This is a genomic window from Paenibacillus sp. ov031 (assembly GCF_900143165.1).
GTDB lineage: Bacteria > Bacillota > Bacilli > Paenibacillales > Paenibacillaceae > Paenibacillus > Paenibacillus marchantiae.
On sequence record NZ_FRDO01000005.1, the window covers coordinates 258629 to 280689 of the forward strand.

The following is a 22061-nucleotide window of genomic DNA, read 5'->3' on the forward strand; positions in this document are numbered from 1 at the left end:
TGTCTATCTTTATTTCCTTCTAATTTCTATAGAAACTGAGATAAAAGATATCGCCTAATGGTCAGGACTTGTCCCCATCCTTCGGCGTGTCCTCCACCATTTTGAACATACCCAACAATCCTTGTAGTTGCTCCGCCATACTGTTCAGATGTGCTGAAGACGAAGCGATCTCCTCCACAGATGCCAGCTGTTCCTGTGAAGATGCCGAGACGGATTCCGTATTCGCAGCAGATTCTTGGGTCACAATCGAAATATCGTTCATTGCTTTGGCAACGTGGGAAGCACCATTCTCCAATTGCTTCGTTGTTTCGGACAAATCATCCAACGTATGAACAGCATCCTCTACAGCTTCCCGAATCTGTGCAAAGGATTGTCCGGACGTATTCACGGCCTGAATTCCGTCTCCAACCCGAGTCTGAGCTGCATTCATAGCGTTCAGGGCAGCATCCATATCCTGACGGATATTATGAACGAGTTGACCAATCTGCGCAGCCGAGCTTTCCGATTCCTCTGCGAGCTTCCGTACCTCTCCCGCTACAACTGCGAAGCCACGGCCAGCATCTCCCGCTCTTGCCGCTTCAATGGAAGCATTCAGAGCCAGCAGATTGGTCTGTTTCGAAATTGTGGCAATCACATCTACCATACTGCCGATCTCAACAGAGCGTACATTCAGTGACTGAACCACCGTCGCCAGCTGTTCCACCGTTTCTTGAATGCTATTCATCTGCTCTACTGCCTGACCTGCAGCCTCATTACCTGAATAAGCCGCTCCAGATGTATGCCGCATATTCGTTGTAATGGATTGCACTCGCTCAGACATCATGCGAACATCTTCCGCCATTTGGCTCATTTGTCCCGATCCATCCGTTACACTCTTCACTTGCTGCTCGGCACCCTCGGCAAGTTCCTGAATTGCCATCGTTGAATGCTCAATAGCTTTGGTTGTTTGATCCGCACTAGCGGACAATTCCTGTGAGGAGGCAGATACCTGCTCTGCTGTTTCCTGTACACCCAGAATCATCATGCGCAGATTGTCGACCATCCGTTCAAAGTACTTCGCCAGATCGCCTACCTCATCTTTGCGTCCTGTGTCCAATTTTACCGTCAGGTCGCCTTTACTTACGGATCTGGCGGATTCCTGCAGACGTTTAATCGGACGCAGCATCGAACGTGTAAACCAGATAATAAAGATCAGAGTAAGTAATGTGGCAGCCAGGATAACGATGAGTGTAGCCATCCGAATGTCTTTACTTGCATTGGATACTTCACTTTTGAACATTGTACCGCCAATTTTCCACCCGGTTTCCTCATTCGTAGAGAAAATCATGGTTTTGGGATCATCATTATAGATATAGCTGAACTCACCTTCCTTGCTCTCGAACATTGGATCCAGCGTTGTTGTTTGTTCTTGTGTACCAGCTTCCACGACTGGGGATACGATATAATTTTTGTCTGCATCCAAGATGACGACATACCCTTCCTTGCCAACCTTAATGGATGCCTGTTTTTGAAGCTCTGTTAGATCCATGGACAAACCAATAACACCCGATTGATCATCAAGCGTTTTGGAGACAAAAACAACTGCAATGCCATCCGTGTTCTTGGATACAGGTGAAACTACTGGAGTACCTGGCTTCTCCATTGCAAGTTTGTACCATTCTCGTTCCCGGGGATCATAAGGTGACCCTTGTGAACTTCCCGCAGATTCCTTACCACGGACCATGACTCCCTCTTTGGTCCCCACAAAGATATTTAAAGCATCCGGATGCAGTCCAAGATACTGTTTCAATTTCAGCTCAAGCTCAGGGCTTTCATTTTGTCCTTTAATCATGTCAGTTACAATCAAACTAGCAAAATAATTGATATCATGAACCTTCGCATCCACATGTGTCCCAATGATTGAATTCGTTGTGTCTACACTTTGTTTGGCACTGTCCATCAGTTGGTCTTCCACCGTATGATCAGCGATAATCAGCGTAACGATCCCAATGGTTAGACTCGGCAAGAGCAGAACCGCCAGGAAGGATACCAATAATTTGTTCCTTATGCTCCAGACGAAGCCTTTTTTCTTTTTGTTTTTCTTTTTCGGTTTATTATCTTTTGGCTTGGCTGGCTTGGTTGCTGCCTTAACTTGCTCATTCCCCCGAATGTTCCCCATTTTGCTTCTCCCCCTCCAAATAAAAATCTGCCCTTTTTCTTTTTTATGTAGGACCTCTCCAACCTAATTAAATAAGGTGTCACATAGACGCCCATCTAATCTAAAGGCCTATCCTATATATCGGTTGGATGAGCGTATTTATAAATTTACATAGCATGACAAACAAGCCACTCCGATCATGCGAAGTGACTTGTTGGTACATCCGTATTTTATTGTTTATGCAGATGTTTTTCCGTAGGGACCTTGTGGCGGATATGCGGTTGGCTTACCAAAATAATACCCTTGTGCCAAATCAATACCCACAGATCGACAGAAATCAAATTCCTCGATTCGTTCAATGCCTTCGGCAAGTACCCGCCCCTCAAATCGACGCGACATCTCAACAATATTGATAATTTGCTGCTGTTTGTTCAAATCATGATCACAATGATCAATGAGGCTCCGATCTATTTTGACAAAATCCGGCTTCAGCCGATTCATTACTTCGATCGTCGAGAATCCGGCCCCCACGTCATCCAAGGCAACCGACATTCCATGAGAACGATACACCTCAAAAATATGCTGCAAGATGGACATATGCTGAATCTGTTCCGTTTCCACCACTTCAAACACAAAATCCTTAGGGTCTAGCGAAAGGCGTTCAATCGTCTCAAATGTGTGCGTCAAGCAGTATTCGGGGTTATAGATGGAGGAAGGCAGGAAATTCACAAAACGTTTGACACCATGCGGTAAAAGAACGGCACTCGTCTCGATGGCAGCAACACGGGCTGTCCGATCCAGAAAAGAATGCAATCCGGTATCCCTTGCAACTTCAAATAATTCATATGCACTGAAGGGTCTACCCTGTTCAGCAGGACGAAGTAAAAATTCAAATCCGATAATCTGCTCCGATGCATCTACGATTGGCTGCATATGACTGCTGAATTGATGTTCCAGAATAACAGAAACCAGATCAGCATGTTTGAGGCGAGCTTCCTGCATGGATAGACTAATCCAGCTATCAGCATCGGCCTGGCCATACAGTGGAGTGACCTGAACCGTTAACATATCTGGCAGGGTCGCTTCAATCTTGAGAATATCCTCAATACAACGTTGTACAGATTCAAGATTCAAAAAATGCATCCAGATGAGTTCATCCGAATGTTCGATATGTCTTCCCTGCTTTTGCAGTGCTTCCAGCAAAGCGGGGGAGATGGGACGCATATACAGGGTACCTTGATCCTCTATAGGATGAATTGGACTGCAGCCACTGCAATTCATGTAGAACCCCCTTGCCAGTTTGTGATTCTATCTCATTAATGTTTACTGGTATATACCCAAAGTTTGTAAATATTATAGCATGGGTCTTGAAATTTATCTCTACTGTTTTGATGACTTCAACTATGACGGTTACTGATGAGTTAACGAATCAGCATAGCATGAAAAAGACCGACAGTCTGATGACTGTCGGTCTTCATTTACCGCTAATTAATCTTAAGAAGCGGGAATTACAATTTTCTGTCCAACTTTAAGATTGTGCACATTTGTAATTTTATTTACGGAAACCAGCTTGCGCCAGTCCACACCATATTTCAAGCCGATGCGGTAGAGGTTATCTCCTTTTTTCACCACATGAACCACTTTGCCGCCTGCTGGTTTCTCAGGTTGTGGCTTGGTTGTAGGTTTAGTTGGAGTTGGGTCTGGCTTCGTAGGCGTTGGAGCAGGTTCCACACCTGTTTCTGGAGTCGTTGTTGCTTCTCCTGTCAATTTCAAGCCATACTCAGCAAAACCGTCTTTGTTTGTCCCAATGAAGGACATCGCCGGGTTCGCTTCAACCAATGCTTTGGCATCTGGGGAAGACGCGAACACCACTTCAAGATCGTTAAGTGCAGCTGCTGTTACACCTGCAGAAGGCTTAATTGGTGCAAGCGACCAGTTGCCATCTGCTGCCGGGTTAATCGTTTTGTTCTCACGGATGTAATCAATGATCACTTGACGGTTCTCATCCGGTGCAGCCAAGACGATACGTTTACCGTCTGGGTTAGCCAGTTTGGACGAAGAAGCACGATAGTTATTCGTTGCCACGATGAATTTTTGTGCTGGATCAACCGGTTTACCATTGAAGCTCAGGTCTTTAATCCGGTTAGCTGATGCATTTACAATCGTTGCTTTGCCATCGTATTTCGCTGGTTGAGTTACATCAATTTGGTACGTAACACCATCGATAACGTCAAAGTTATACGTTGGGAAGTCCATATTGACCAATTGTTGCTGTCCACCTTTTGCCGGATCGATCTGGTTAAATTGACCAGCAGACCATTCCAACCATTCTTTCAGCTCAGCGCCATTCACCAATACGGCATGTACCGTATTTGGATACACGTACAAGTCAGCTACGTTTTTAATCGCAATGGTGCCTTTAGGGATATTCGTGTAATACGAAGCACCTGAACGTCCGCCTGCTTTGAACGGAGCGCCTGCAGACAATACAGGAATATCTTCGTATTCTGTTCCTTGCATATGTTTTTCAACATACCATTTCTGTGCATTGGTAACGATCTGAATGGATGGATCATCCTGAACCAGTGCAAAGAAGCTGTTGATTGGAGCTGTCGTTTCGCCGACTGGGCCACGCACATACTCAAGCGTACCTTCATGTTCGTCATGAACAGCATCAACGATCTCTTGATCAGCATCTACCAGAGCCTTTTTGTTGGCTGTGTCATAGATTGGGCGTGCCTCCACTTTGGAGTCTGCCACTTTCCATTTGCCGTCTACCAGTTCCAGATCCAGATCGATAATTCCAAGGTGGTCACCCCAGAAGCCTGGCTCTACAGCAGGAACGCCATTGATTGTACCTTTTTCAAGGTCTACACCTTTTTTACCGGCAAAATCAGCGCTCGGGAATACTTTGTGGGCATGTCCGAACAGAATGGCATTAATGCCTTCAACCTGGCTCAGATACAATACTGAGTTTTCCATCAGATCCGTTTGCGGAATATCTTCAAAACCGGAGTGAGGAATAGCTACAATAATGTCGGCACCTTCAGCCTTCATTTTAGGAATGAATTTTTTCGCAGTAGCGATAATGTCTTTGGCAATGACTTTGCCTTCCAGATTAGCGCTGTCCCACTGCATGACTTGTGGTGGTACAAATCCGATGACACCCACCTTGATGGTGTGCTCTTTGCCACTCTCATCGGTAACTTTTTTGTCTAAAATTTTATACGGGGTAAAATAGTTCTTGTCATTCGTCTCATCGTCGTCACCGTCATCTACATATACGTTGGCATTGATGTAAGGGAAGTTCGCACCTTCCAGCGTCATGTCAAGGAAATCCAAACCATAGTTAAACTCATGGTTACCGATGTTTCCTGCATCATAATCGAGCAGGTTCATCGCTTTATATACAGGGTGAGTCTCACCCTTTTTGAGTGGATCAATCTTCGCTACATAATCCCCGAGCGGGTTACCCTGGATCAGGTCACCGTTGTCGAACAGCAAGCTGTTCTTCGCTTCGTCACGGGCTTTTTTGATCAGCGTAGCTGTCTTCGCCAGACCATACTGGTCTGTCTCTTTGTCGGAATAGTAGTCATAGTTAATCAGGTTGTCGTGAATGTCCGTTGTTTCCATGATCCGCAATTTAACCTTGGTAGCGTCCGCAGCCGATACAGGTACCGGAAATACCGCAAGCACGTTTAATGCAACCAAAGCGGCAGTCAGGCTTGATAATACTTTTTTACTCTTTCTCAAAATAACCCCTCCCGGTTATGTACATTGAATCATGCATTAGTGAGCAAACGAATAAGCGCAGAAATGCGAAAGATCTCATGGGTTGTGCGTACTGATTTTCTGATCGTATGGTTCAGAATTCCAGGTTAGTTTATCTCACATGAACATCTATTCATATCTGTGCGTACCGTTTACATTCCAAATCATAACGCAATGTTCAGTCATTGAAAAGCATTATTTTTTACGTTATCCGCACATACCTACCCCAGTTTACAATAACATGCGTGATTTCGACATTTTTTGCATGTTTTTGGATGAAAATAGTTTACTCACGCTGTTAAAAACGTATATTACATGTGGCTTACATCTATATCCATATTAGCTGAATCGACCCGTATCAAAAAACCGTGAAGCCTTCTGGCGTTCACGGTTTGCTATGTCTTTTCCAAATAGTCGGCACGGCCTTCCACTTAGAAAAGGTGATTTTCAATATCTAAAATTATTGCTCCCACACCTGATGCTCATGATCTTTGCCGATGTATTCAATCCGTTTTGGGGTAATGTCCAGAATGACATAATTGGGATCGTTCGGGCCGTCAAACCAAGCTTTTAGTTCATCATTCCATACCTGTTCGCGTAAACCTTCATTTTTCGTCACTTCGCATGTTCCTTCAATCTCAACCACTTCCTTGGAGCCGCCCGCTTCATATCCTAGCAAAAGGCTGACGTTTGGATTATTCTCCAGCTCCTCTACCTTGTGCGTACGGCGGTTTGTCGCCAGATGAATGTTCATTCCATCGTTGAAAAGCGCCATATAGCGGGATTTCGGTTTACCGTTCTCCACCGTGGAGAAACTGCAAAAAGGGTTGTTTTCCAATGCTTTTACAATGTTTTGTTCCAATTCAGTCTGGTTCATGGGACATGCTCCTTTCGATTTGGGGGAATATTTGAAGAACGTTGTAGGCGACCGTTACGGGTACGGATCGTTCTTTCGATCGCTGTTGTCTCGCAGACGATTTACACTGACACTACGAAGACAGAACAACCTTCCAATCGCTGTTATCCCCAGATTTTTTGACTCCCTTTTCTCAAGGGAAAATCCGGTGATAAAGGCGAACGCTTCGCTTCTACAGAATCGATTCCGTCTCCTTCACTACGTCTACTGTTCTTTCAAATTGAGGAGTGGGTAAGCTAAAGTTCAAATCAAAACCTGTCGACGCCTCAACTTTGCAGGTTTTGTTTCCTTAGGTTTTTTATCCACTCCGCTGCCGTGTATAAGTACAGTCAGCTTACGTTAGGTGTAATAAGCCTGTACTTATAGTGTACCCACCTCATCTATGGTGAATCCATGAACCGGTTCGTAAACGTGACAGTTTTGGAAAAGTTATTTATAAAAATGTGTACATAAAGGAAGCATTTCGTGACCATATGGATTAATTTTTAATTCAAATCCCCAAGATAAATACGTGAAGACGCCTGATCCAGTAACAACTCACCAATTGTTTTCGGATATAGGCGAACCTTGGACAGCTCTTCAAGCGGAATCCATTCTACGGCTACCTGATGGTCGTCTGGGCTGGAGCCTTCAAAGATTGTAGCTTTCGCATCAATCAATCTGCATTCAAAATAAAATTCAACCTGGTGGACATCGGCATCCCACTCGGCAAATTCATGGTTTTTTCCGATATACTCCCGGATATGCAGCAATTCTCCCACGTCCACCGCCTGTCCAATCTCCTCCAGACATTCACGAGCAACGGCATCCTTGAGTTCTTCGCCTTTCTCCTGTCCTCCGCCGGGGAAAACATAAGCGTCACCATATTGATCCTCCAACCGGATCACCAGCAAACGTCCATCCTGTACAATGACAGCCTTTGCCGAATTACGTATCGGTTTCATGCTCTAATCTCACTCCTTACAAACTCGTATAGTTCGACCTCTGGCCCTCGGTTACCTTAGCAATCATCTAGTAACTCCAGGTGCAGAAAGGTTAATTCCATCAGATTCAAGCAACGTACGTATCTCTTGAGCAAATGCAAGGGCATGAGCTCCGTCGCCGTGGATGCAAATTGTCTCTGCCTTTATGGATACAGGTGTACCTTCCGTCGACACAACGATTCCCTCTTTCACCATGCGCAGCACTTGAACAAGAGCTTGTTCGGTCTGCTGAATGACAGCCCCGGGCTGACTGCGTGGGGTTAGAGTCCCATCCGGTCCGTAGGTTCGATCCGCAAAAACTTCACTGACACTGCGCAGTCCAATGCGATCCGCTGCCTGTATCAGCGCACTTCCGGCCAGGCCATAGAGGTACAGTTCCGGTTGCACCTTATAAAGCGCCTCGGCGATTCCCTCAGCGAGTTGATTATCTTCAGCAGCCATGTTATACAAGGCTCCATGAGGCTTCACATGATGCATACGCCCCCCGTATGAACGGACAAAAGCATCCAGCGCACCAATCTGATACACAACCATGTCATAGGCTTCCCGTGGTGTAATATCCATACGTCTTCTGCCAAAACCCTGCAAATCCGGCAGACCGGGATGGGCGCCGATGGCAACCTGATGCTCTAATGCTTGCTGTACGGTTTGCCGCATCGTTGCCGGGTCACCCGCATGAAATCCACAAGCGATGTTGGCTGAAGTGATTAGCGGCAGAATCGACTCATCCGACGCCATCCGGTACACCCCGTAACTTTCGCCAAGGTCACAGTTGATATCCACCGTGTTCATTGATGGTCCCCCATTTCTGCCAATCTCCTGCGAATCAGCTGATCGGTTAGTCGCCACTCCAACTCCTGTTCCAGGAATAGCTGCCGTGCTTCTTCATATGTAATCCGTTCAAAAGTAACCCGATCCCCTGGCTTTGCCTGTGCCAGTATCGGCAAATCTACTCGTGCCACCTGTGCGATCACAGGATAGCCCCCGATCGTCTGATGATCGGCCATCAATATGATGGGCTGACCATCTGCTGGCACCTGAACTGTACCATAGGTGACGGCTTCGGACAGCCGATCCATCGGTTGAACGAGTTCTAGCTTTGCACCCTCCAATCGATAACCCATCCGATCCGATTGAGGAGAGATCACATATCGTTCTTTATGGAATCGTTCCAGACTATCTTCATTAAACTCTGCGCTGTCTTTGCCCGGCATGACACGAATAACAGGTTCAGCATGGTAGGCGGGCCATTCCCTGCTGGACAAATACCAGGCAGGTGCATGCATCCGCCAGTTATTCTTTTCAGCTTCTACTATCAATCCATGCAACGCCGCTTGCGCTTCCCGAGAGGCTTCTCCCGCAGACAACCTGTCTCCCACCTTCAAGGCACGGCCTTCAAACCCACCAAAACCTGTCTTGAGATCCGTGCTTCTACTGCCCATGATCTCAGGTACAGCGATTCCACCAGCAATCGCCATATAAGACCGCAAACCGGAACGGCATCGTCCAAATCTCAGCACACTTCCAGCAAGCAACACGACCGGACGCCATAGTGGAACAGGCAGATCATCCACAGTTGCTGTCAGATCCGCACCACATAAAGAGATCAGCCGATTTTCATGGAAACGAAGCTCCGGTCCCGTAATCGTCATCTCCAGCACAGCAGCATCACGGGAATTCCCAACCAGTGCATTGGCTGCTCTGGCCGCAAAGGTATCCATAACCCCGCCCGGATGAATTCCATACCGGCGAAATCCCATTCTTCCTTCGTCCTGAACGGTGGATAACAAACCTGGGCGAATGACTTCAATACTCATCGCTCGCCCTCCTTTTGTTCCAGATACTCCTGAAGAGATATCGATGCAAAACGAACCCGATCCCCTGCTGCCAGCAGGCTTGGTAGATTTTCCATCGGACGAAATAGCGCCAGCGGTGTGCGGCCGATACATTGCCATCCGCCGGGAGTCGTCACCGGATAAACTCCCGTTTGTTTGCCACCAATGCCCACCGTTCCCGCCTCAACTCGAAGCCGAGGTGTAGGTCGTCTGGGCGTAGCGATCTTCTCCGATAATCCGCCCAAATAAGGAAAACCCGGCGCGAATCCGATCATGTGAACCAGGTAATCTCCGGATGTATGAATAGCTATGACCTCATCTGGCGTAAGCCCATGTTCAGTAGCGACATATTCCAGATCAGGACCCAATTCACCACCATAACATACGGGAATAATGATCGTTCTGGGTTCAGCCAGCGTTGCCTCTTGCATCTTGTTCAACTCATGAAGCAGCCTTCCGCATACCTCGTGGTACGGGGAAATCAACGGATCATAGAATAGCGTTACCGATGCAAACGAAGGTAACCACTCCAAGATGCCCGGTAGTTGGCTCTTTTCCAGCAAAGTACATACCGACATCACCCTCCGGTGCACCGCTTCGGATATCGCGTCCCCACAACGGATCATAACCCCTGTTTCGCCCAAAGTAGACAGCACATCCTCAGTCCATGAATACGACAGTTCAGTCATGCTATCACCCTCCTTCTCCACAAGTTTATAGTCCCTTGATCATTTTTTCTCCAAAGCCTGCAAAATAAGCGAACGAACAGCGGGAAAGGGCTCTGCTTCTTCTGTCCGCATGGCAAGATAGAGCGTCTGCAGAAAAACGCGCACATTCAAGCTCATCTGGCTGATCTCCAGAAGCGATTCCCCCTCCTTCTTATCGTTTGGATTCAGTGAATCGATCCAAGACGAAATATCGTTTTGCTCCAGCAGATTGCGACCAAGGATGGTGACCACTGCATGAGCAATCCGTTGATCCTCATCATGGATATAGACTACACTTGATTCGGTAATTTTCACAGTGAGCGCATGCAAAAGCTCCCGCAAGGCGGCCCGCTCCATATAAGGCGACTGTGCAAGATCTTCAACCGCATCTGCCGCGTGTGCCGGTGCGTGCGCCCAGCCCTTATCATCGGTATAGCCACGAACATCTTTTTCACGCTCCAGATACGTGGTCAACCGATGATGAATAACCTCTATATCTTCCTTTTTCAGAAAAGGCCACTGACGATCTACACTCAGAATTGGAGGCAGGAGCAGCACAGAGAAGGTTCGGGTAAACACACTGTCCGTGCCTTGTTCTCCAATACCATGAAAAAGATGCTGATCATCCAGCGCCATATGTAACAGCTGACTGAGCTGTTCTTCCGAAAATACACCCTGTCCAATCCAGGTCGCAAACGTAACATAGATCAATTCATCCCGCAGAACCGGGTCTGGACTGCCAATATGCTGCATCATATGCAGAGCCAGTTCGTAAGGATGTTCCACTTCATGTGCGTATAGGTTAGCCGACTGAATCTGCCGCAATTTCTGTTTTAATGCCAGAGCATCCATCGATCACAACTCCTTGGAGGAATTCAGATGCACGCTGCAATTGTATAGCTCGCATTGCCAAGAATTCGTTTCCCAAGAAATCCGGGTAATCGACGTGTTGGACAGCTTTGCGCTCACATCAAGTTCAGGCACCAGACCTCGCAGTGTATTACGGAGAATAGCGCCATGGCTGACAACGATCACTCTTCCATTGGGATGCTGTCGTACAATATCTTCTATCGCGGCACTGCCCCGAATCGTACCTGCATCCGCAAGTTCCCGGCCTAAATCCAGAGTGTTCCAATCCGCTCCCCATTGGGCAACTCGTTCAGCTTCGGTCGTACCCTCCACCTGCCCACCGCCCATTTCACGCAACCTCGGGTCCAAATGAATCTCCTGTATTCCTAAACGGTCGCCAATGATGCGAGCCGTCTCACTTGCACGCTCCAGGTCACTCGCATAGATGGCATCCCACGTTTCCTCACTCAGTCTCACAGCAAGCAATAGTGCCTGTTCTCTTCCTTCCTGATCCAGTGGATTATCCGTTTGTCCCTGTGAACGTTTTTCCTTATTCCATGCCGTGCTTCCATGGCGAATCAATGCGATCTTTGTCATTGCTGTTCCTCACCTTTACCTTTTTCTATGCGCAATTCATCATCTGTAAAATGTTTTCGTGCCTTCGGCTTGGCAAATTTGCCACCAATATATTGGCTAGAACCGTTTCTCGGAATGGAAAGACTGTTCCATTCGGTTTCTTTGAGCATTTTGGCTGCATAAATAATCTGTCCCACATGATAGGGGTAATGCGCCAATTGCCGGATAATTGCTTCCATGACGGTATGTCCTTCATTGCGAATATATATAATATGAGACAGTTGCTCCGGTGTAAAAGAACGAATGGCTCCAAGTAGACAGTTCCAGCCTTCCTCCCATTTGGCGAGCAGCTCTTCCCGAGTCGAAATATCATTCACAAATTCCGCATCACGTTCACGCCATGGCTTTTCTCCATCGGTTGTCAGTACATCCGTCCAACGGGACAGCATATTGCCCCATAGATGCTTCACAATAACTGCAATACTGTTGGCATCTTCATTCCAGGATTGAAATAGTTGCTCAGATTCCAGTTGCTCCATGGCCTTTTCACCAAGCTGTTTGTAATACAAAAATTGCTTCTCGGCTGTATCCAGAAATACCTGATTCATATCCACACGTTCACAACCCTTCGCAAAATGTCTTTATTCAGGAAAAGAAAACGTCCCGTCCTCATTCGGTTCAAAGGAAATGACTTTCCGTACAGCATCCAAATTAAGTTCACCATAAATATGTGGAAATAGTTCATTCAACTCATACAGGTCCTCATACACCAGTTCCGGCTTCAAGGCCCTCTCATCAATACCAATCAATAACAAATCCGTACGTCCTTGATAAAATTGAGCCGCTACCCATGGAATCTGTTCTTTAGTGGAACAATGAATGAAACCGTCCGTCTCCAGGCTATCCGGTGCATACACGCTCTGCTTGGATACCTGCTCCCATACCGCTTGGGAAATAATACTGTAGATCATTGTTCCGCCTCCTTCAATTTCTTCTATGTATCCTGTACGTCATTGGAAGTATTATAGATCATCCCGGATACGGGAGTACAATTTTTGATCTATAAACACACCTTTGATCTTCAACTGTTTACGCAGCAAACCTTCATACGACATGCCCACCTTCTCCATCACTCGTGCAGAGCCGATGTTGCCTGCATTGCATGTCCCCTCCAGCCGATTGCAGTCCAATTCCTGAAAACAATATTCAACAATCGGCTGCATCGCTTCTGCTGCGAGGCCTTTGCCCCAACAACTGCTGGCAATCGCGTACCCCAGTTCAGCACTTTGCATGGATTCATTCAGATGAAAAATGCCACCTCGCCCGATCAGCTTCCCCGTTTCCTTCAGAATAAAGGCCCATATATAGACCGTTTTCTTCTCATAATTATCTAACACTCTTTGAATATATTGAACGGAGTCATCCAACGTCTCATGACAGTTCCACAAACTTTGCTGACTCACTTTCGGATCGGAGGCAAACATAAAATAATCATCGAGGTCGTTGAGCGTAAGACGTCTCAGTACCAACCGATCTGTCTCAAATTCGGGTGATTCCGTAAAAAGCTTCTCTACATTCACTTAAGTCCCTCCCCATTATCAAGCCTTCTTATTTCTCAGGAAATAACGATCCATCCCATACACACACAGAATGCCAACAGCATACCTCAGCAGATCCATTACCAGAAATCCACGTCCCAAAATAAGCGCACCCAGCACCGTGGAACGCACTTCGTTCAACCAAGATATCTGAATCATTTGCGAACATTCAACGGCCCAGCTAAAAATCAGGCTCACGATCAGCGCCAACTCTTTGCTGCGATTAATCCAAATCATGCGTACCCCAAAATAGATCATCGCTGCCCACAAGGCATCACCGAAATGCTCATGCACAAAATCCGGTAAAAGTTCACCATAGTGTCTGGATGCCAACCCTGCCGCCATGGTTATGATCACTGCGATGAAATAAATCAGCCTCTCTTTGAAAAATGCCTTCATCATCGATCAAATGCCTTCATCAAGCACTTGTAAAATAAATTCCGTTTTGGCAGCGGTATACGCTTCTCTGTCATCCTTATTCTCATCAGCAAGTTTAGCTTTCAAAGCTGCGTAAACCTCTACCAGATCCGGACGCTGTCTCAGCACATCCCGGAACTGGATTTGACGATCCCAACGTTCCTGGCCTGGGCGCATCAGATGAAGATGTACAGCCCTCTTGCCATCCTTCACTCTGACCCAGAAACGTCTATATTCCCGACCATCCAGTTCAGGTGGAACGTAGTTCCAGCCTACCGGATTCAGCTGATCGGCAATCATGTCCATGTCCTCCCATGACTGCACCTCTCCCATCAAATCAATAATGGGCTTGGCGGGCAATCCTGGAATCGACGTGCTTCCGATATGTTCAAATCGATGAATATTGAGTTGCTGTAATAGTTCTCTGAGCTGGCGAATCTCTTCCTGAGCCTGTAGGCTCCACATAGGATTGGCCTCAACAATCTCTACCGATTCTGTCGCCCATGCAGGCCAATTTTCCGGTTGCAGTTGATCTGTCATTCGGATGCTTCCTCCTTTGCAGGATTGAATTTCAATCGGTATTGTTCCAGGTACTTGAGATGGGCTCGTTTCTTCGTGTCCTCCACTGTGGTAATCATCCCAAGTGTCAGTATCGAAAGTAGGGTCAGAAGAAGATACTTCATGTAAGCCAATCCACTGAGATTGGTATCTGAGCTTATAATTGAAGAATTCAGTTTTCATCACATCCAATTTTTTATACTTAAAAGGGGCGTATGTCTACGCCCCATCTGTTTCTGTTCACGATGATGAATTTATTTCATTTGATATACTTCATTCGTTGAAACTTTATTTTACCGTCACCGGTATAGTAACTTTTTTATTGCCCCACTTGGCGGTGATGGATGTTTTGCCTTTACCTACGGCCACAATCTTGCCGCCCGTTACTGTGGCTACACTTGGTTTGGTGCTGCTCCATACGGCACTGCTCGTTACAATCGTGGTTTTGCCTGTATCATACTGCGCCATCACACTCAGTGTTGTACTTGCCTGTGACGATAAAATGAGTGTTTTCTGGCCTGTGATCAGTTTTTTGAGCAAAGGAACAACGGTAACCTCTGCCTTTATTGTCTGATTTTGATAAGTTCCTGTCAAGGTGGCTTGTCCTTCCGTCAGTGTTTTGACTGTACCATTCTTGACGATGGCTACATTATTGTTGGAAGAGGTCCACGTTACCTGTTTCGAAAGATTAATTGTTTTCCCATTGGCATATGTACCGATTACCTTCAACGCTTTCGATTTCTTAATATTCAGCTGCATGACAGCAGGAGTTACTTCGACTTTGGTAATCTCGTCCGTGATCGCTACGGGAACTTTAACCGTCTCTGAGCCATATTTGCCTTGTAACAGAACTCTGCCAGGCGTGATTCCTTTGATTTCACCACTCTCCAGCACAGCGGAAGCACTCGATACCGTCCATACAATCTCAGATGTGACGTCTTCTTCCTTACCGTTTGCACGCACAATGCTTACTTTGGGCAGCGTACTTTCACTACCTTTGACAAAATTATAGGAACTTGGCGAAGCTTTGATGCTTTTAATTTTATCCTGAACCTTAACAAGCAATTGCGCTTTGGCGCCATCTACCTGTGCGTATATCGTCGCTTCTCCCGCTGCCACAGCCTTCACTTTGCCTTTAATAATGGTGGCAACAGCTTCGTTACTCGTGGACCATGTGACGCCTCCAGTAACATCCTGCTTATTATCAAACCCTTCAATAACCGCCATTACCTGAAGCGTAGTTGTCTGGGATACACTCATCTGTTGCGGACTACTGTTGGTAATCTCGATAGATGTCACGTCACCTGTGGCTGCTAGGGCAAACGAAGGAGCCAGTAATACCAATACTAAAATAAAGGCCAAACTGCCTCGTATTGCTAATTTCATTCCATTCATTGCAATCTTCATCTCCTGTAATCCAATATTTTACTTCTATTATATTATATCGGAAACTCATTACATAAAAGTGAATATCCCAAATAAGTAGAGGCATTCTGCATGTCATTAGGAAGTGACTGAAGAATGCCTCTTTATTCAGAAGAAGAACGGGATTGTAACAGGTTGCAATCCTATATAAATTAAACTATTCATTTACACAGAAACGGAGAGGACAGAAAAAACCTGGAAAAGCGAAGCGTTCGCCTTTATCACCGGATTTTCCCCTTGAGAAAAGGAAATTTTAAATATCTGGGGATAACAGCGATTGGAAGGTTATTCTGTCATCGGAGTGTTCAGTGTAAAATCTTTAGTTCTACTTATATAGTTTAATACAATAAACGTTTTGAGATAATCAGGATCGATACGATGAGCAAAAAGAACATGACCAGCAGCAGTTCGGGAAATCTTTTACTCATGTTCAGCTCTTTCTACCGAAGAAACCGTTGTATGAATAAGCTGCAGAACCTTGTCAACGGCGTTGTCCGTTCCACTCGCCCTCATATGACCCACCATATGATCTCTCTCCTTATATACAAGGTCAATATCTCGCAGGAATGTCTGAGAAGACAGCTCTTCTTCCTGGAGAACTCTTGCATAACCTCGCTCCTGAAAATACTTCGCGTTCAGCGTCTGTCCAACAAGAGATCCGCCGTTGGCATGGGGAATCAGGAGCATTGGCTTGCGCAGCAACAGCCACTCATGTATCGCATTAGAGCCAGCACGTGACACAACTATATCCGCCATAGCCATTAGATCCGCAAGTTCTTCATGCACGTATTCAAATGCCTTGTAGCCTGCAAAATGCGGGAAGGATGAGTTCAATTTACCTGTACCACATATATGAATGATTTGATACCGCTTGAGCAGCTCTGGCAGTGTTTCAAGTACCATTTGATTAAGCTTTTCCGAACCCTGACTGCCACCCATAATTAACAGAATAGGTCTGTCGGAGACAAATCGGCAAAAATGAATCCCCCGTGCTCGGCTGCCAAGCTTCAACTCCTCCCTGATTACAGGTCCCACGTACATCGTCTTGTCTGACGCCTTAGAGGAAGCGAATGTCGCTGTATCCATAAACGTAGTACACATCATTTGAGCGTATCGCCGTGACAGCCTGTTGGCCAGTCCCGGATGAAGATCCGGCTCCAGAATCAGCACCGGAACCCGATTCCACCCGGCACCCACTACAGCAGGAACAGCCACGAATCCCCCTAACGAAAAGCATACATGTGGTTTAATTCGTAAAATGAGCAGATAAGCCTGCAGCACTCCAAGTATAATTTTGAACACATCGGAAATATTCGCCCACGCCCAATATCTTCTCAGCTTGCCTGTTGCAACCGCATGATAATGAACAGCCGGGATTTTGCCGATTAATTGGCGCTCGATGCCATGCTTGGAACCGATATAATGAATTTCCCATTGCTCCTGAAGCAATCTGGAGATCAGAATAAGGTTAGCTGTTACATGACCGGCGGAGCCGCCTCCTGTAAATATGATCCTCCGCTTGAACACAGAAATCCCCCTCTCCACAGCATGTCGCGAACCTCTGCCTTGGTCATGATGACATCTTCCGAATGGTATCCTCTGCCAGGAAGAACAGATGTCTCACAACCCTCTTTATCCGTTAATTTGGTTGAAGATGAGGCGGTGACAACAAAGTACGACTTCTCCTCTTCCACTTCCTTAACGTTTTCCCAATCTGAAATCAGCGTTTCATAAAGCCGTTCTCCCGGACGGGCACCGATGAAATGTATCGGAACATGCTTTTGCCCAGCATCCTCTGCCAAAACCTGTGCGATATCCGTTATTTTGCAGGATGGCATTCGGGGTACAATAATCTCGCCGCCCTCGCATTGCTCCATGGCCGACAGGAGAATTTCCACGGCGTCTCCAAGGGGAAGAAAAAAACGTGTCATTCTGGAATCGGTAACGCTGAGTGGCTGCTTCAACTCAAGCTGGCGTTTGAATAACGGTACTACGCTGCCTGTGGATCCAAGAACATTCCCGCTTCGTACACAAGCAAAGCTTGTAGCGGAACGACTGTCAGCTAATAAGATCAATTTTTCCCCGATGGCTTTTGTCATCCCGTACATGCTGGAAGGATTCGCTGCTTTGTCCGTAGAGACGTATACCACCTTCCGCACGCCATTCTCGATTGCAGCATCAATGACGTTCTGCGTTCCGGTTATATTGGTTTTGACCGCACAATCCGGTTGGTCCTCACAGACCGGAACATGTTTAAGCGCCGCAAGATGAAAGACATAATCTACATCCTTACAGGCACCTGCCAGCTCCCATCGGTCTCTGATATCCCCCAGTACAAACTTCACTCTCGGGTCAGAGATGGTTTGTCTCATTTGAGCCTGAAGCGATTCATTTCGTGAGAAAATACGAACCTCTTTCGGCTCCTGAACGAGCAATTGTTTGACCAACTCTTCTCCCCATGAGCCTGTGCCTCCCGTTATTAAAAAGGTTTTATTGAACATCGGATATCCCTCCATGAATTAAGTTCTGATTTGGTGATAGGCCTATCCTAAGGCAATTGTGTTACATCAGTATGACAGGGGAACAATTGGCTTTCCCCAACATGAAAAAGGCTCTAATTCAGGTTGCTTCTCACACAAAAAAACCACCATTTGCATGGCGGCTCCTTCATTAACGTTGTATTAAAGGTAAAGAAAAATAAAACATAACTTCTCCATCGGCTACGCTAAGGCCATAGTCGGCATGGTGATTCTCCAGAATCGTCCGGGCAATAGACAAGCCCAGACCCGTCCCGCTAAACTTTTTGCTGCGCGAACTATCCATTACATAGAAAGGCTCCCAAACCTGATCCCACTGTTCATGCTCTTCCTTATCCGTTTCATTGGCGATACCGAAATGTGCCGCTTCCCCTTTCAGTTCAAGGGTAATGGTTATTCGGTCACCGCTTGTATATTTCACCGCGTTGGTCATCCAATTGTGGAGAACAGACTCCAGCTTCCGTCGATCAGCCAGCACCCATGTCTCGGCAGTCCATCGATCCTCCACCTCCACATGCAAGCCATGCTGCTGAAATACGGTTTCATAGGTATGAAGGGTCTCCTTGAGCAGTTGGCGAAGATCAACAGGTTCAAAATCATATACTTCGGCCTGCAGACGGGATAGCTCCAACAGACGGTCAATTAAACCAGCCAGCTCTTCGCTCTGTTGCTGAATTACTCCAGCATAGGTTCCGTCATCTAAGCCATCCTGAATACCAGAGGCATAAACTCGAATCAGGGAAAGCGGTGTTTTCAATTCATGCGAGATATCCGAGATGAACGTTCGCAGATTGGCGTTTCTTATTTCCAAAGAATGTTGCGCCTGCTGCAATTTGTCGCTCATCACATTGATGCTGCGTCCTAAAGACTCAATCTCATCACCTGTCTTTATATCAACTTTCGTAAACGATAAATTGGAAATGGCCTCAGCTGTTTCGCTTAGCTTCGCGAGCGGTTTAACAATCCGGGCAGTATACAACACGGAAAGCAGGATAAGCAACAGCAGCATGCCGAGCCATATATACGCGTTGAACTGATTAATAATTCGAATCGTCTCCGATGAATGGGAGATGGATTCGCCGACAGCAAACACGGAATCCCCCACCTTCACAAAGTTCACGAGAAAGCTTGATTTCAGCTTGGTCTGATCATAGAATTTATTAACCCTGGCACCCTCACGCAGCGTAGAGATACTCTCTTCTGTCAGCCAAAATTTACTAAGAGCAATTCCCTTGCGGTTATATTGAAATAACAATTGATCGTTAATATCATTCACACTATCCTTCAACGATGCATAAGCGATAGCGACCTCGTATTGCGTTTCAAGACTCTCAATCCGTGATAGCTGATCGCCATGTTCTGAAGCAGAGATTTCAGTCGTTAACTCGGCCAACTTCTGCTTTTTCTGATACAAAAAATAGCTAGGCAGGAAAAACGTATTGACGATAAAGGATAGGAAGAAGACAACACACAATGCACTGATTATGCGCACGAGCAGTTTACGGGTCAGTTTACTCATCTTGATCCTCTAGGCAATAGCCCATTCCCCGGTACGTTTTGATTGAATCTTCTCCAATTTTCTCACGCAGTCTGCGGATATGAGTGTCTACCGTACGCTCCTCGCCGAAGTAATCGAAACCCCACACCTGATCCAGCAATATTTTACGGGTTACGATCTGCCCCTTATTCATTCCCAGAACCTTCATTAATTCGAATTCCTTATGGGTAGCCCCTACATCCACTCCACGACGGTAAACCTTCTGGCCTTCCAGATCGACAGTCAGTTCTCCCACAATGATTTTGGAGGAAAGTTGCAGCAGCTTCTTTACACGCAATAGCAGGATACGCGAATCAAACGGCTTGCGCAGATAATCATCCGCCCCGGCCTTCAAGGCAAGAAATTCATCATCCGATTCCCCTTTGGCTGTCAGCAGCAGTACCTTCGCACGACTCGTACGCTTGATTTCCCGGCACACCTCAACACCGCTGCGTCCTGGCATCATCCAATCCAAAACCGCCAAATCGATTTGATTATTATAAAAGAGATTCAGGGCTGCTTCCCCATCCTCGGCTAAAAACACCTGAAAGCCCTCTTTAACGAAATAGGCTTTTAATATTTGCAGCATCAACGGCTCATCATCCGCGAGTAGCAGGTTCATATCTGCCCCTCCTTTCCAAACTGCATTCTACTATACAATCTGTACGTTACAGCTGTGTGACATACCCATCTGGTTTGGCCATTCCCCCCATTCCTGTACTGCGGTAACCGTACCATAAAAGCGCTGAACACTCTCCACTGGTCCCAACATCACAGGTAAAACAAAAAGGAACCCTCACAAGGGTTCCCTTTTTACTTCTCCACACAGCTTGTAATCCTTTTAAACCTCTTCATCCTGGTGCGGCAAAATCAAATATTCGGCACCGCCCATATAAGGCTGAAGTGCGGCTGGAATACGAATGCTCCCATCCGCCTGCTGATGATTCTCCAGCAATGGAATCAGAATGCGTGGTGAAGCCACAGCCGTATTGTTCAACGTATGGCAGTAGGCAAGCTTACCTTGGGCATCGCGACAACGAATATTCGAACGCCGAGCCTGGAAATCATGCAGATTCGACGACGAATGTGTCTCCCCGTACGCATTGCGGCTTGGCATCCAGGTTTCAATATCGTACTGTTTGTACGTTTTCTGCGACATATCCCCTGTACACACAGCCACAACACGATAAGGCAGTTCCAGCAATTGCAGTAACTCCTCGGCGTGTCCTGTAATTTCCTGCAGCATTCGCTCCGATTCTTCCGCATCCGGTGCACAGATAATGACTTGTTCCACTTTGGCAAATTGATGCACCCGGTACAATCCGCGTACATCCCGCCCGCCTGAGCCAACCTCACTGCGGAAACATGTCGATGTGGCTGCCAGCTTGATTGGCTCCTGCACATCCACAATCTCATCCGCATAATACGAAACCAGCGGCACTTCCGATGTTCCCACCAGCCACTTGTTCTCGCCTACTAATTCATAGACCTGATCCCGTCCTGTGGGGAAGAACCCCGTGTTCAAGAGTGTATTCTCCCTCACCATCAGAGGAACTTCCATTGGCGTAAATCCATGCTTCAGCAGCAGATCAAGCGCAAGTTGCTGTACAGCCCGGTGCAGGAGAAGCCCTGCTCCTTTGAGCACATAGCTTCGTGTTCCGCCGATTTTCACCCCACGGGGGATGTCGATTAGATCATGCCGTTCACCGAGTTCCACGTGATCCTTGGCCTCATAATCGAATACCGGCAGCTCACCCACACGTCTCAGCTCCACATTATCCTCATCCGATGCACCCACTGGCGTGTCTGGCGATACAACATTGGGTACCAACCATTGCAGCCTTGTCACTTCCTCTTGCATAACGGCAAGCTTGGCTTCAACTTGCTCTAACTGACCATTCAGCTGTTTCACCTGTTCCCTTAAACCCTCGGCCTGTTCACGCTCACCAGCTTGCATCAGTCTGCCGATATCTGCAGATAACGAATTACGAACTCTACGCCCTTCTTCCGTCTCCAGTAAAAGTGCTCTGCGCTCTTCGTCCCGTTCCAACAATTCACGAATACTGATATCCATTCTCTTGCCAACTGCCGCAGCTTGCACCTCTTCTGCATGCTCCCGAATCCACTTCATTTCCAACATGGTCACCGTCTCCTTTGGCTGTAAAAATACAAAGAGCGCCCTCATCCCTTGGGACGAGGAGCGCTCTGCTCGCGG

The 22061-nt window shown here is 46.7% G+C and carries 21 protein-coding genes; all 21 read right to left on the bottom strand.

Annotation, left to right across the window (positions count from 1 at the left end; genetic code table 11):
• Positions 1 to 61: 61 nt before the first annotated feature.
• Positions 62 to 2158 carry a methyl-accepting chemotaxis protein gene (locus tag BUA17_RS21495; RefSeq protein ID WP_083584808.1) on the bottom strand — a complete coding sequence of 699 codons (2097 nt, stop codon included), beginning with the start codon at positions 2156 to 2158 and terminating at the stop codon, positions 62 to 64.
• 216 nt (positions 2159 to 2374) lie between these two features.
• Positions 2375 to 3418: an EAL domain-containing protein gene (locus BUA17_RS21500; protein ID WP_063566221.1), complete on the bottom strand. Its 1044-nt coding sequence runs from the start codon at positions 3416 to 3418 to the stop codon at positions 2375 to 2377.
• 213 nt (positions 3419 to 3631) lie between these two features.
• Positions 3632 to 5833: a bifunctional 2',3'-cyclic-nucleotide 2'-phosphodiesterase/3'-nucleotidase gene (locus BUA17_RS21505; protein ID WP_240321496.1), complete on the bottom strand. Its 2202-nt coding sequence runs from the start codon at positions 5831 to 5833 to the stop codon at positions 3632 to 3634.
• 535 nt (positions 5834 to 6368) lie between these two features.
• Positions 6369 to 6785 carry a pyridoxamine 5'-phosphate oxidase family protein gene (locus BUA17_RS21510; RefSeq protein ID WP_063566223.1) on the bottom strand — a complete coding sequence of 139 codons (417 nt, stop codon included), beginning with the start codon at positions 6783 to 6785 and terminating at the stop codon, positions 6369 to 6371.
• 524 nt (positions 6786 to 7309) lie between these two features.
• Complete coding sequence (locus tag BUA17_RS21515; protein WP_072734934.1) at positions 7310 to 7768, bottom strand: NUDIX domain-containing protein; 459 nt, start codon at positions 7766 to 7768, stop codon at positions 7310 to 7312.
• Positions 7769 to 7831: 63 nt separating this feature from the next.
• The gene (locus BUA17_RS21520) at positions 7832 to 8599 is read right to left on the bottom strand and encodes a LamB/YcsF family protein (RefSeq protein WP_072734935.1); all 768 of its coding nucleotides are present in this window, start codon (positions 8597 to 8599) and stop codon (positions 7832 to 7834) included.
• Complete coding sequence (locus BUA17_RS21525) at positions 8596 to 9624, bottom strand: 5-oxoprolinase subunit C family protein (RefSeq protein WP_064642656.1); 1029 nt, start codon at positions 9622 to 9624, stop codon at positions 8596 to 8598. Before BUA17_RS21525 ends, BUA17_RS21520 begins: the two co-directional genes overlap by 4 nt.
• On the bottom strand, positions 9621 to 10331 hold the full coding sequence (gene pxpB / locus BUA17_RS21530; protein WP_072734936.1) for a 5-oxoprolinase subunit PxpB: 711 nt from the start codon (positions 10329 to 10331) through the stop codon (positions 9621 to 9623). Before pxpB ends, BUA17_RS21525 begins: the two co-directional genes overlap by 4 nt.
• 39 nt (positions 10332 to 10370) lie before the next feature.
• A complete protein-coding gene (locus BUA17_RS21535) occupies positions 10371 to 11201 on the bottom strand; it encodes a DUF2785 domain-containing protein (RefSeq protein ID WP_083584809.1) in 831 nt (276 codons plus the stop codon).
• A gap of 3 nt (positions 11202 to 11204) precedes the next feature.
• The gene (locus BUA17_RS21540; RefSeq protein ID WP_072734937.1) at positions 11205 to 11795 is read right to left on the bottom strand and encodes a histidine phosphatase family protein; all 591 of its coding nucleotides are present in this window, start codon (positions 11793 to 11795) and stop codon (positions 11205 to 11207) included.
• Positions 11792 to 12382: a DUF1572 family protein gene (locus tag BUA17_RS21545; RefSeq protein WP_072735012.1), complete on the bottom strand. Its 591-nt coding sequence runs from the start codon at positions 12380 to 12382 to the stop codon at positions 11792 to 11794. The genes BUA17_RS21540 and BUA17_RS21545 overlap by 4 nt, the downstream gene beginning before the upstream one ends.
• 33 nt (positions 12383 to 12415) lie before the next feature.
• The gene (locus tag BUA17_RS21550; RefSeq protein WP_063566229.1) at positions 12416 to 12745 is read right to left on the bottom strand and encodes a DUF952 domain-containing protein; all 330 of its coding nucleotides are present in this window, start codon (positions 12743 to 12745) and stop codon (positions 12416 to 12418) included.
• A gap of 51 nt (positions 12746 to 12796) precedes the next feature.
• Positions 12797 to 13354, bottom strand: coding sequence for a GNAT family N-acetyltransferase (locus BUA17_RS21555; RefSeq protein ID WP_072734938.1), 558 nt, complete (start codon positions 13352 to 13354; stop codon positions 12797 to 12799).
• An 18-nt stretch (positions 13355 to 13372) separates the two neighbouring features.
• Positions 13373 to 13774 (bottom strand): ribosomal maturation YjgA family protein, encoded by a 402-nt coding sequence (locus BUA17_RS21560; RefSeq protein ID WP_072734939.1) that lies wholly within the window; start codon positions 13772 to 13774, stop codon positions 13373 to 13375.
• Positions 13775 to 13777: 3 nt separating this feature from the next.
• Entirely contained in the window at positions 13778 to 14329 is a 552-nt protein-coding gene (locus tag BUA17_RS21565) for a GrpB family protein (RefSeq protein WP_072734940.1), read from the bottom strand.
• A 306-nt stretch (positions 14330 to 14635) separates the two neighbouring features.
• Positions 14636 to 15742, bottom strand: coding sequence for an Ig-like domain-containing protein (locus BUA17_RS21570; RefSeq protein WP_072734941.1), 1107 nt, complete (start codon positions 15740 to 15742; stop codon positions 14636 to 14638).
• A gap of 450 nt (positions 15743 to 16192) precedes the next feature.
• A complete protein-coding gene (locus BUA17_RS21575) occupies positions 16193 to 17299 on the bottom strand; it encodes an undecaprenyldiphospho-muramoylpentapeptide beta-N-acetylglucosaminyltransferase (RefSeq protein WP_072734942.1) in 1107 nt (368 codons plus the stop codon).
• A complete protein-coding gene (locus BUA17_RS21580) occupies positions 17248 to 18273 on the bottom strand; it encodes a polysaccharide biosynthesis protein (protein WP_063566235.1) in 1026 nt (341 codons plus the stop codon). Before BUA17_RS21580 ends, BUA17_RS21575 begins: the two co-directional genes overlap by 52 nt.
• A gap of 169 nt (positions 18274 to 18442) precedes the next feature.
• Positions 18443 to 19828 carry a sensor histidine kinase gene (locus tag BUA17_RS21585; protein WP_083584810.1) on the bottom strand — a complete coding sequence of 462 codons (1386 nt, stop codon included), beginning with the start codon at positions 19826 to 19828 and terminating at the stop codon, positions 18443 to 18445.
• Positions 19821 to 20468, bottom strand: coding sequence for a response regulator transcription factor (locus tag BUA17_RS21590; protein ID WP_063566237.1), 648 nt, complete (start codon positions 20466 to 20468; stop codon positions 19821 to 19823). Before BUA17_RS21590 ends, BUA17_RS21585 begins: the two co-directional genes overlap by 8 nt.
• A gap of 219 nt (positions 20469 to 20687) precedes the next feature.
• A complete protein-coding gene (serS, locus tag BUA17_RS21595) occupies positions 20688 to 21986 on the bottom strand; it encodes a serine--tRNA ligase (protein ID WP_072734944.1) in 1299 nt (432 codons plus the stop codon).
• Between the last annotated feature and the right edge of the window lie 75 nt (positions 21987 to 22061).

Excerpts from the sequence above, each read along its gene's own strand:
- BUA17_RS21525 (WP_064642656.1), bottom strand. The coding sequence starts at position 9,624 with ATGAGTATTGAAGTCATTCGCCCAGGTTTGTTATCCACCGTTCAGGAC.
- BUA17_RS21540 (WP_072734937.1), bottom strand. The coding sequence starts at position 11,795 with ATGACAAAGATCGCATTGATTCGCCATGGAAGCACGGCATGGAATAAG.
- serS (WP_072734944.1), bottom strand. The coding sequence starts at position 21,986 with ATGTTGGAAATGAAGTGGATTCGGGAGCATGCAGAAGAGGTGCAAGCT.
- BUA17_RS21585 (WP_083584810.1), bottom strand. The coding sequence starts at position 19,828 with ATGAGTAAACTGACCCGTAAACTGCTCGTGCGCATAATCAGTGCATTG.
- BUA17_RS21535 (WP_083584809.1), bottom strand. The coding sequence starts at position 11,201 with ATGGATGCTCTGGCATTAAAACAGAAATTGCGGCAGATTCAGTCGGCT.
- BUA17_RS21515 (WP_072734934.1), bottom strand. The coding sequence starts at position 7,768 with ATGAAACCGATACGTAATTCGGCAAAGGCTGTCATTGTACAGGATGGA.
- pxpB (WP_072734936.1), bottom strand. The coding sequence starts at position 10,331 with ATGACTGAACTGTCGTATTCATGGACTGAGGATGTGCTGTCTACTTTG.
- BUA17_RS21495 (WP_083584808.1), bottom strand. The coding sequence starts at position 2,158 with ATGGGGAACATTCGGGGGAATGAGCAAGTTAAGGCAGCAACCAAGCCA.
- BUA17_RS21500 (WP_063566221.1), bottom strand. The coding sequence starts at position 3,418 with ATGAATTGCAGTGGCTGCAGTCCAATTCATCCTATAGAGGATCAAGGT.
- BUA17_RS21545 (WP_072735012.1), bottom strand. The coding sequence starts at position 12,382 with ATGAATCAGGTATTTCTGGATACAGCCGAGAAGCAATTTTTGTATTAC.
- BUA17_RS21580 (WP_063566235.1), bottom strand. The coding sequence starts at position 18,273 with ATGTTCAATAAAACCTTTTTAATAACGGGAGGCACAGGCTCATGGGGA.
- BUA17_RS21590 (WP_063566237.1), bottom strand. The coding sequence starts at position 20,468 with ATGAACCTGCTACTCGCGGATGATGAGCCGTTGATGCTGCAAATATTA.
- BUA17_RS21560 (WP_072734939.1), bottom strand. The coding sequence starts at position 13,774 with ATGATGAAGGCATTTTTCAAAGAGAGGCTGATTTATTTCATCGCAGTG.
- BUA17_RS21565 (WP_072734940.1), bottom strand. The coding sequence starts at position 14,329 with ATGACAGATCAACTGCAACCGGAAAATTGGCCTGCATGGGCGACAGAA.
- BUA17_RS21520 (WP_072734935.1), bottom strand. The coding sequence starts at position 8,599 with ATGAACACGGTGGATATCAACTGTGACCTTGGCGAAAGTTACGGGGTG.
- BUA17_RS21550 (WP_063566229.1), bottom strand. The coding sequence starts at position 12,745 with ATGATCTACAGTATTATTTCCCAAGCGGTATGGGAGCAGGTATCCAAG.
- BUA17_RS21510 (WP_063566223.1), bottom strand. The coding sequence starts at position 6,785 with ATGAACCAGACTGAATTGGAACAAAACATTGTAAAAGCATTGGAAAAC.
- BUA17_RS21570 (WP_072734941.1), bottom strand. The coding sequence starts at position 15,742 with ATGAATGGAATGAAATTAGCAATACGAGGCAGTTTGGCCTTTATTTTA.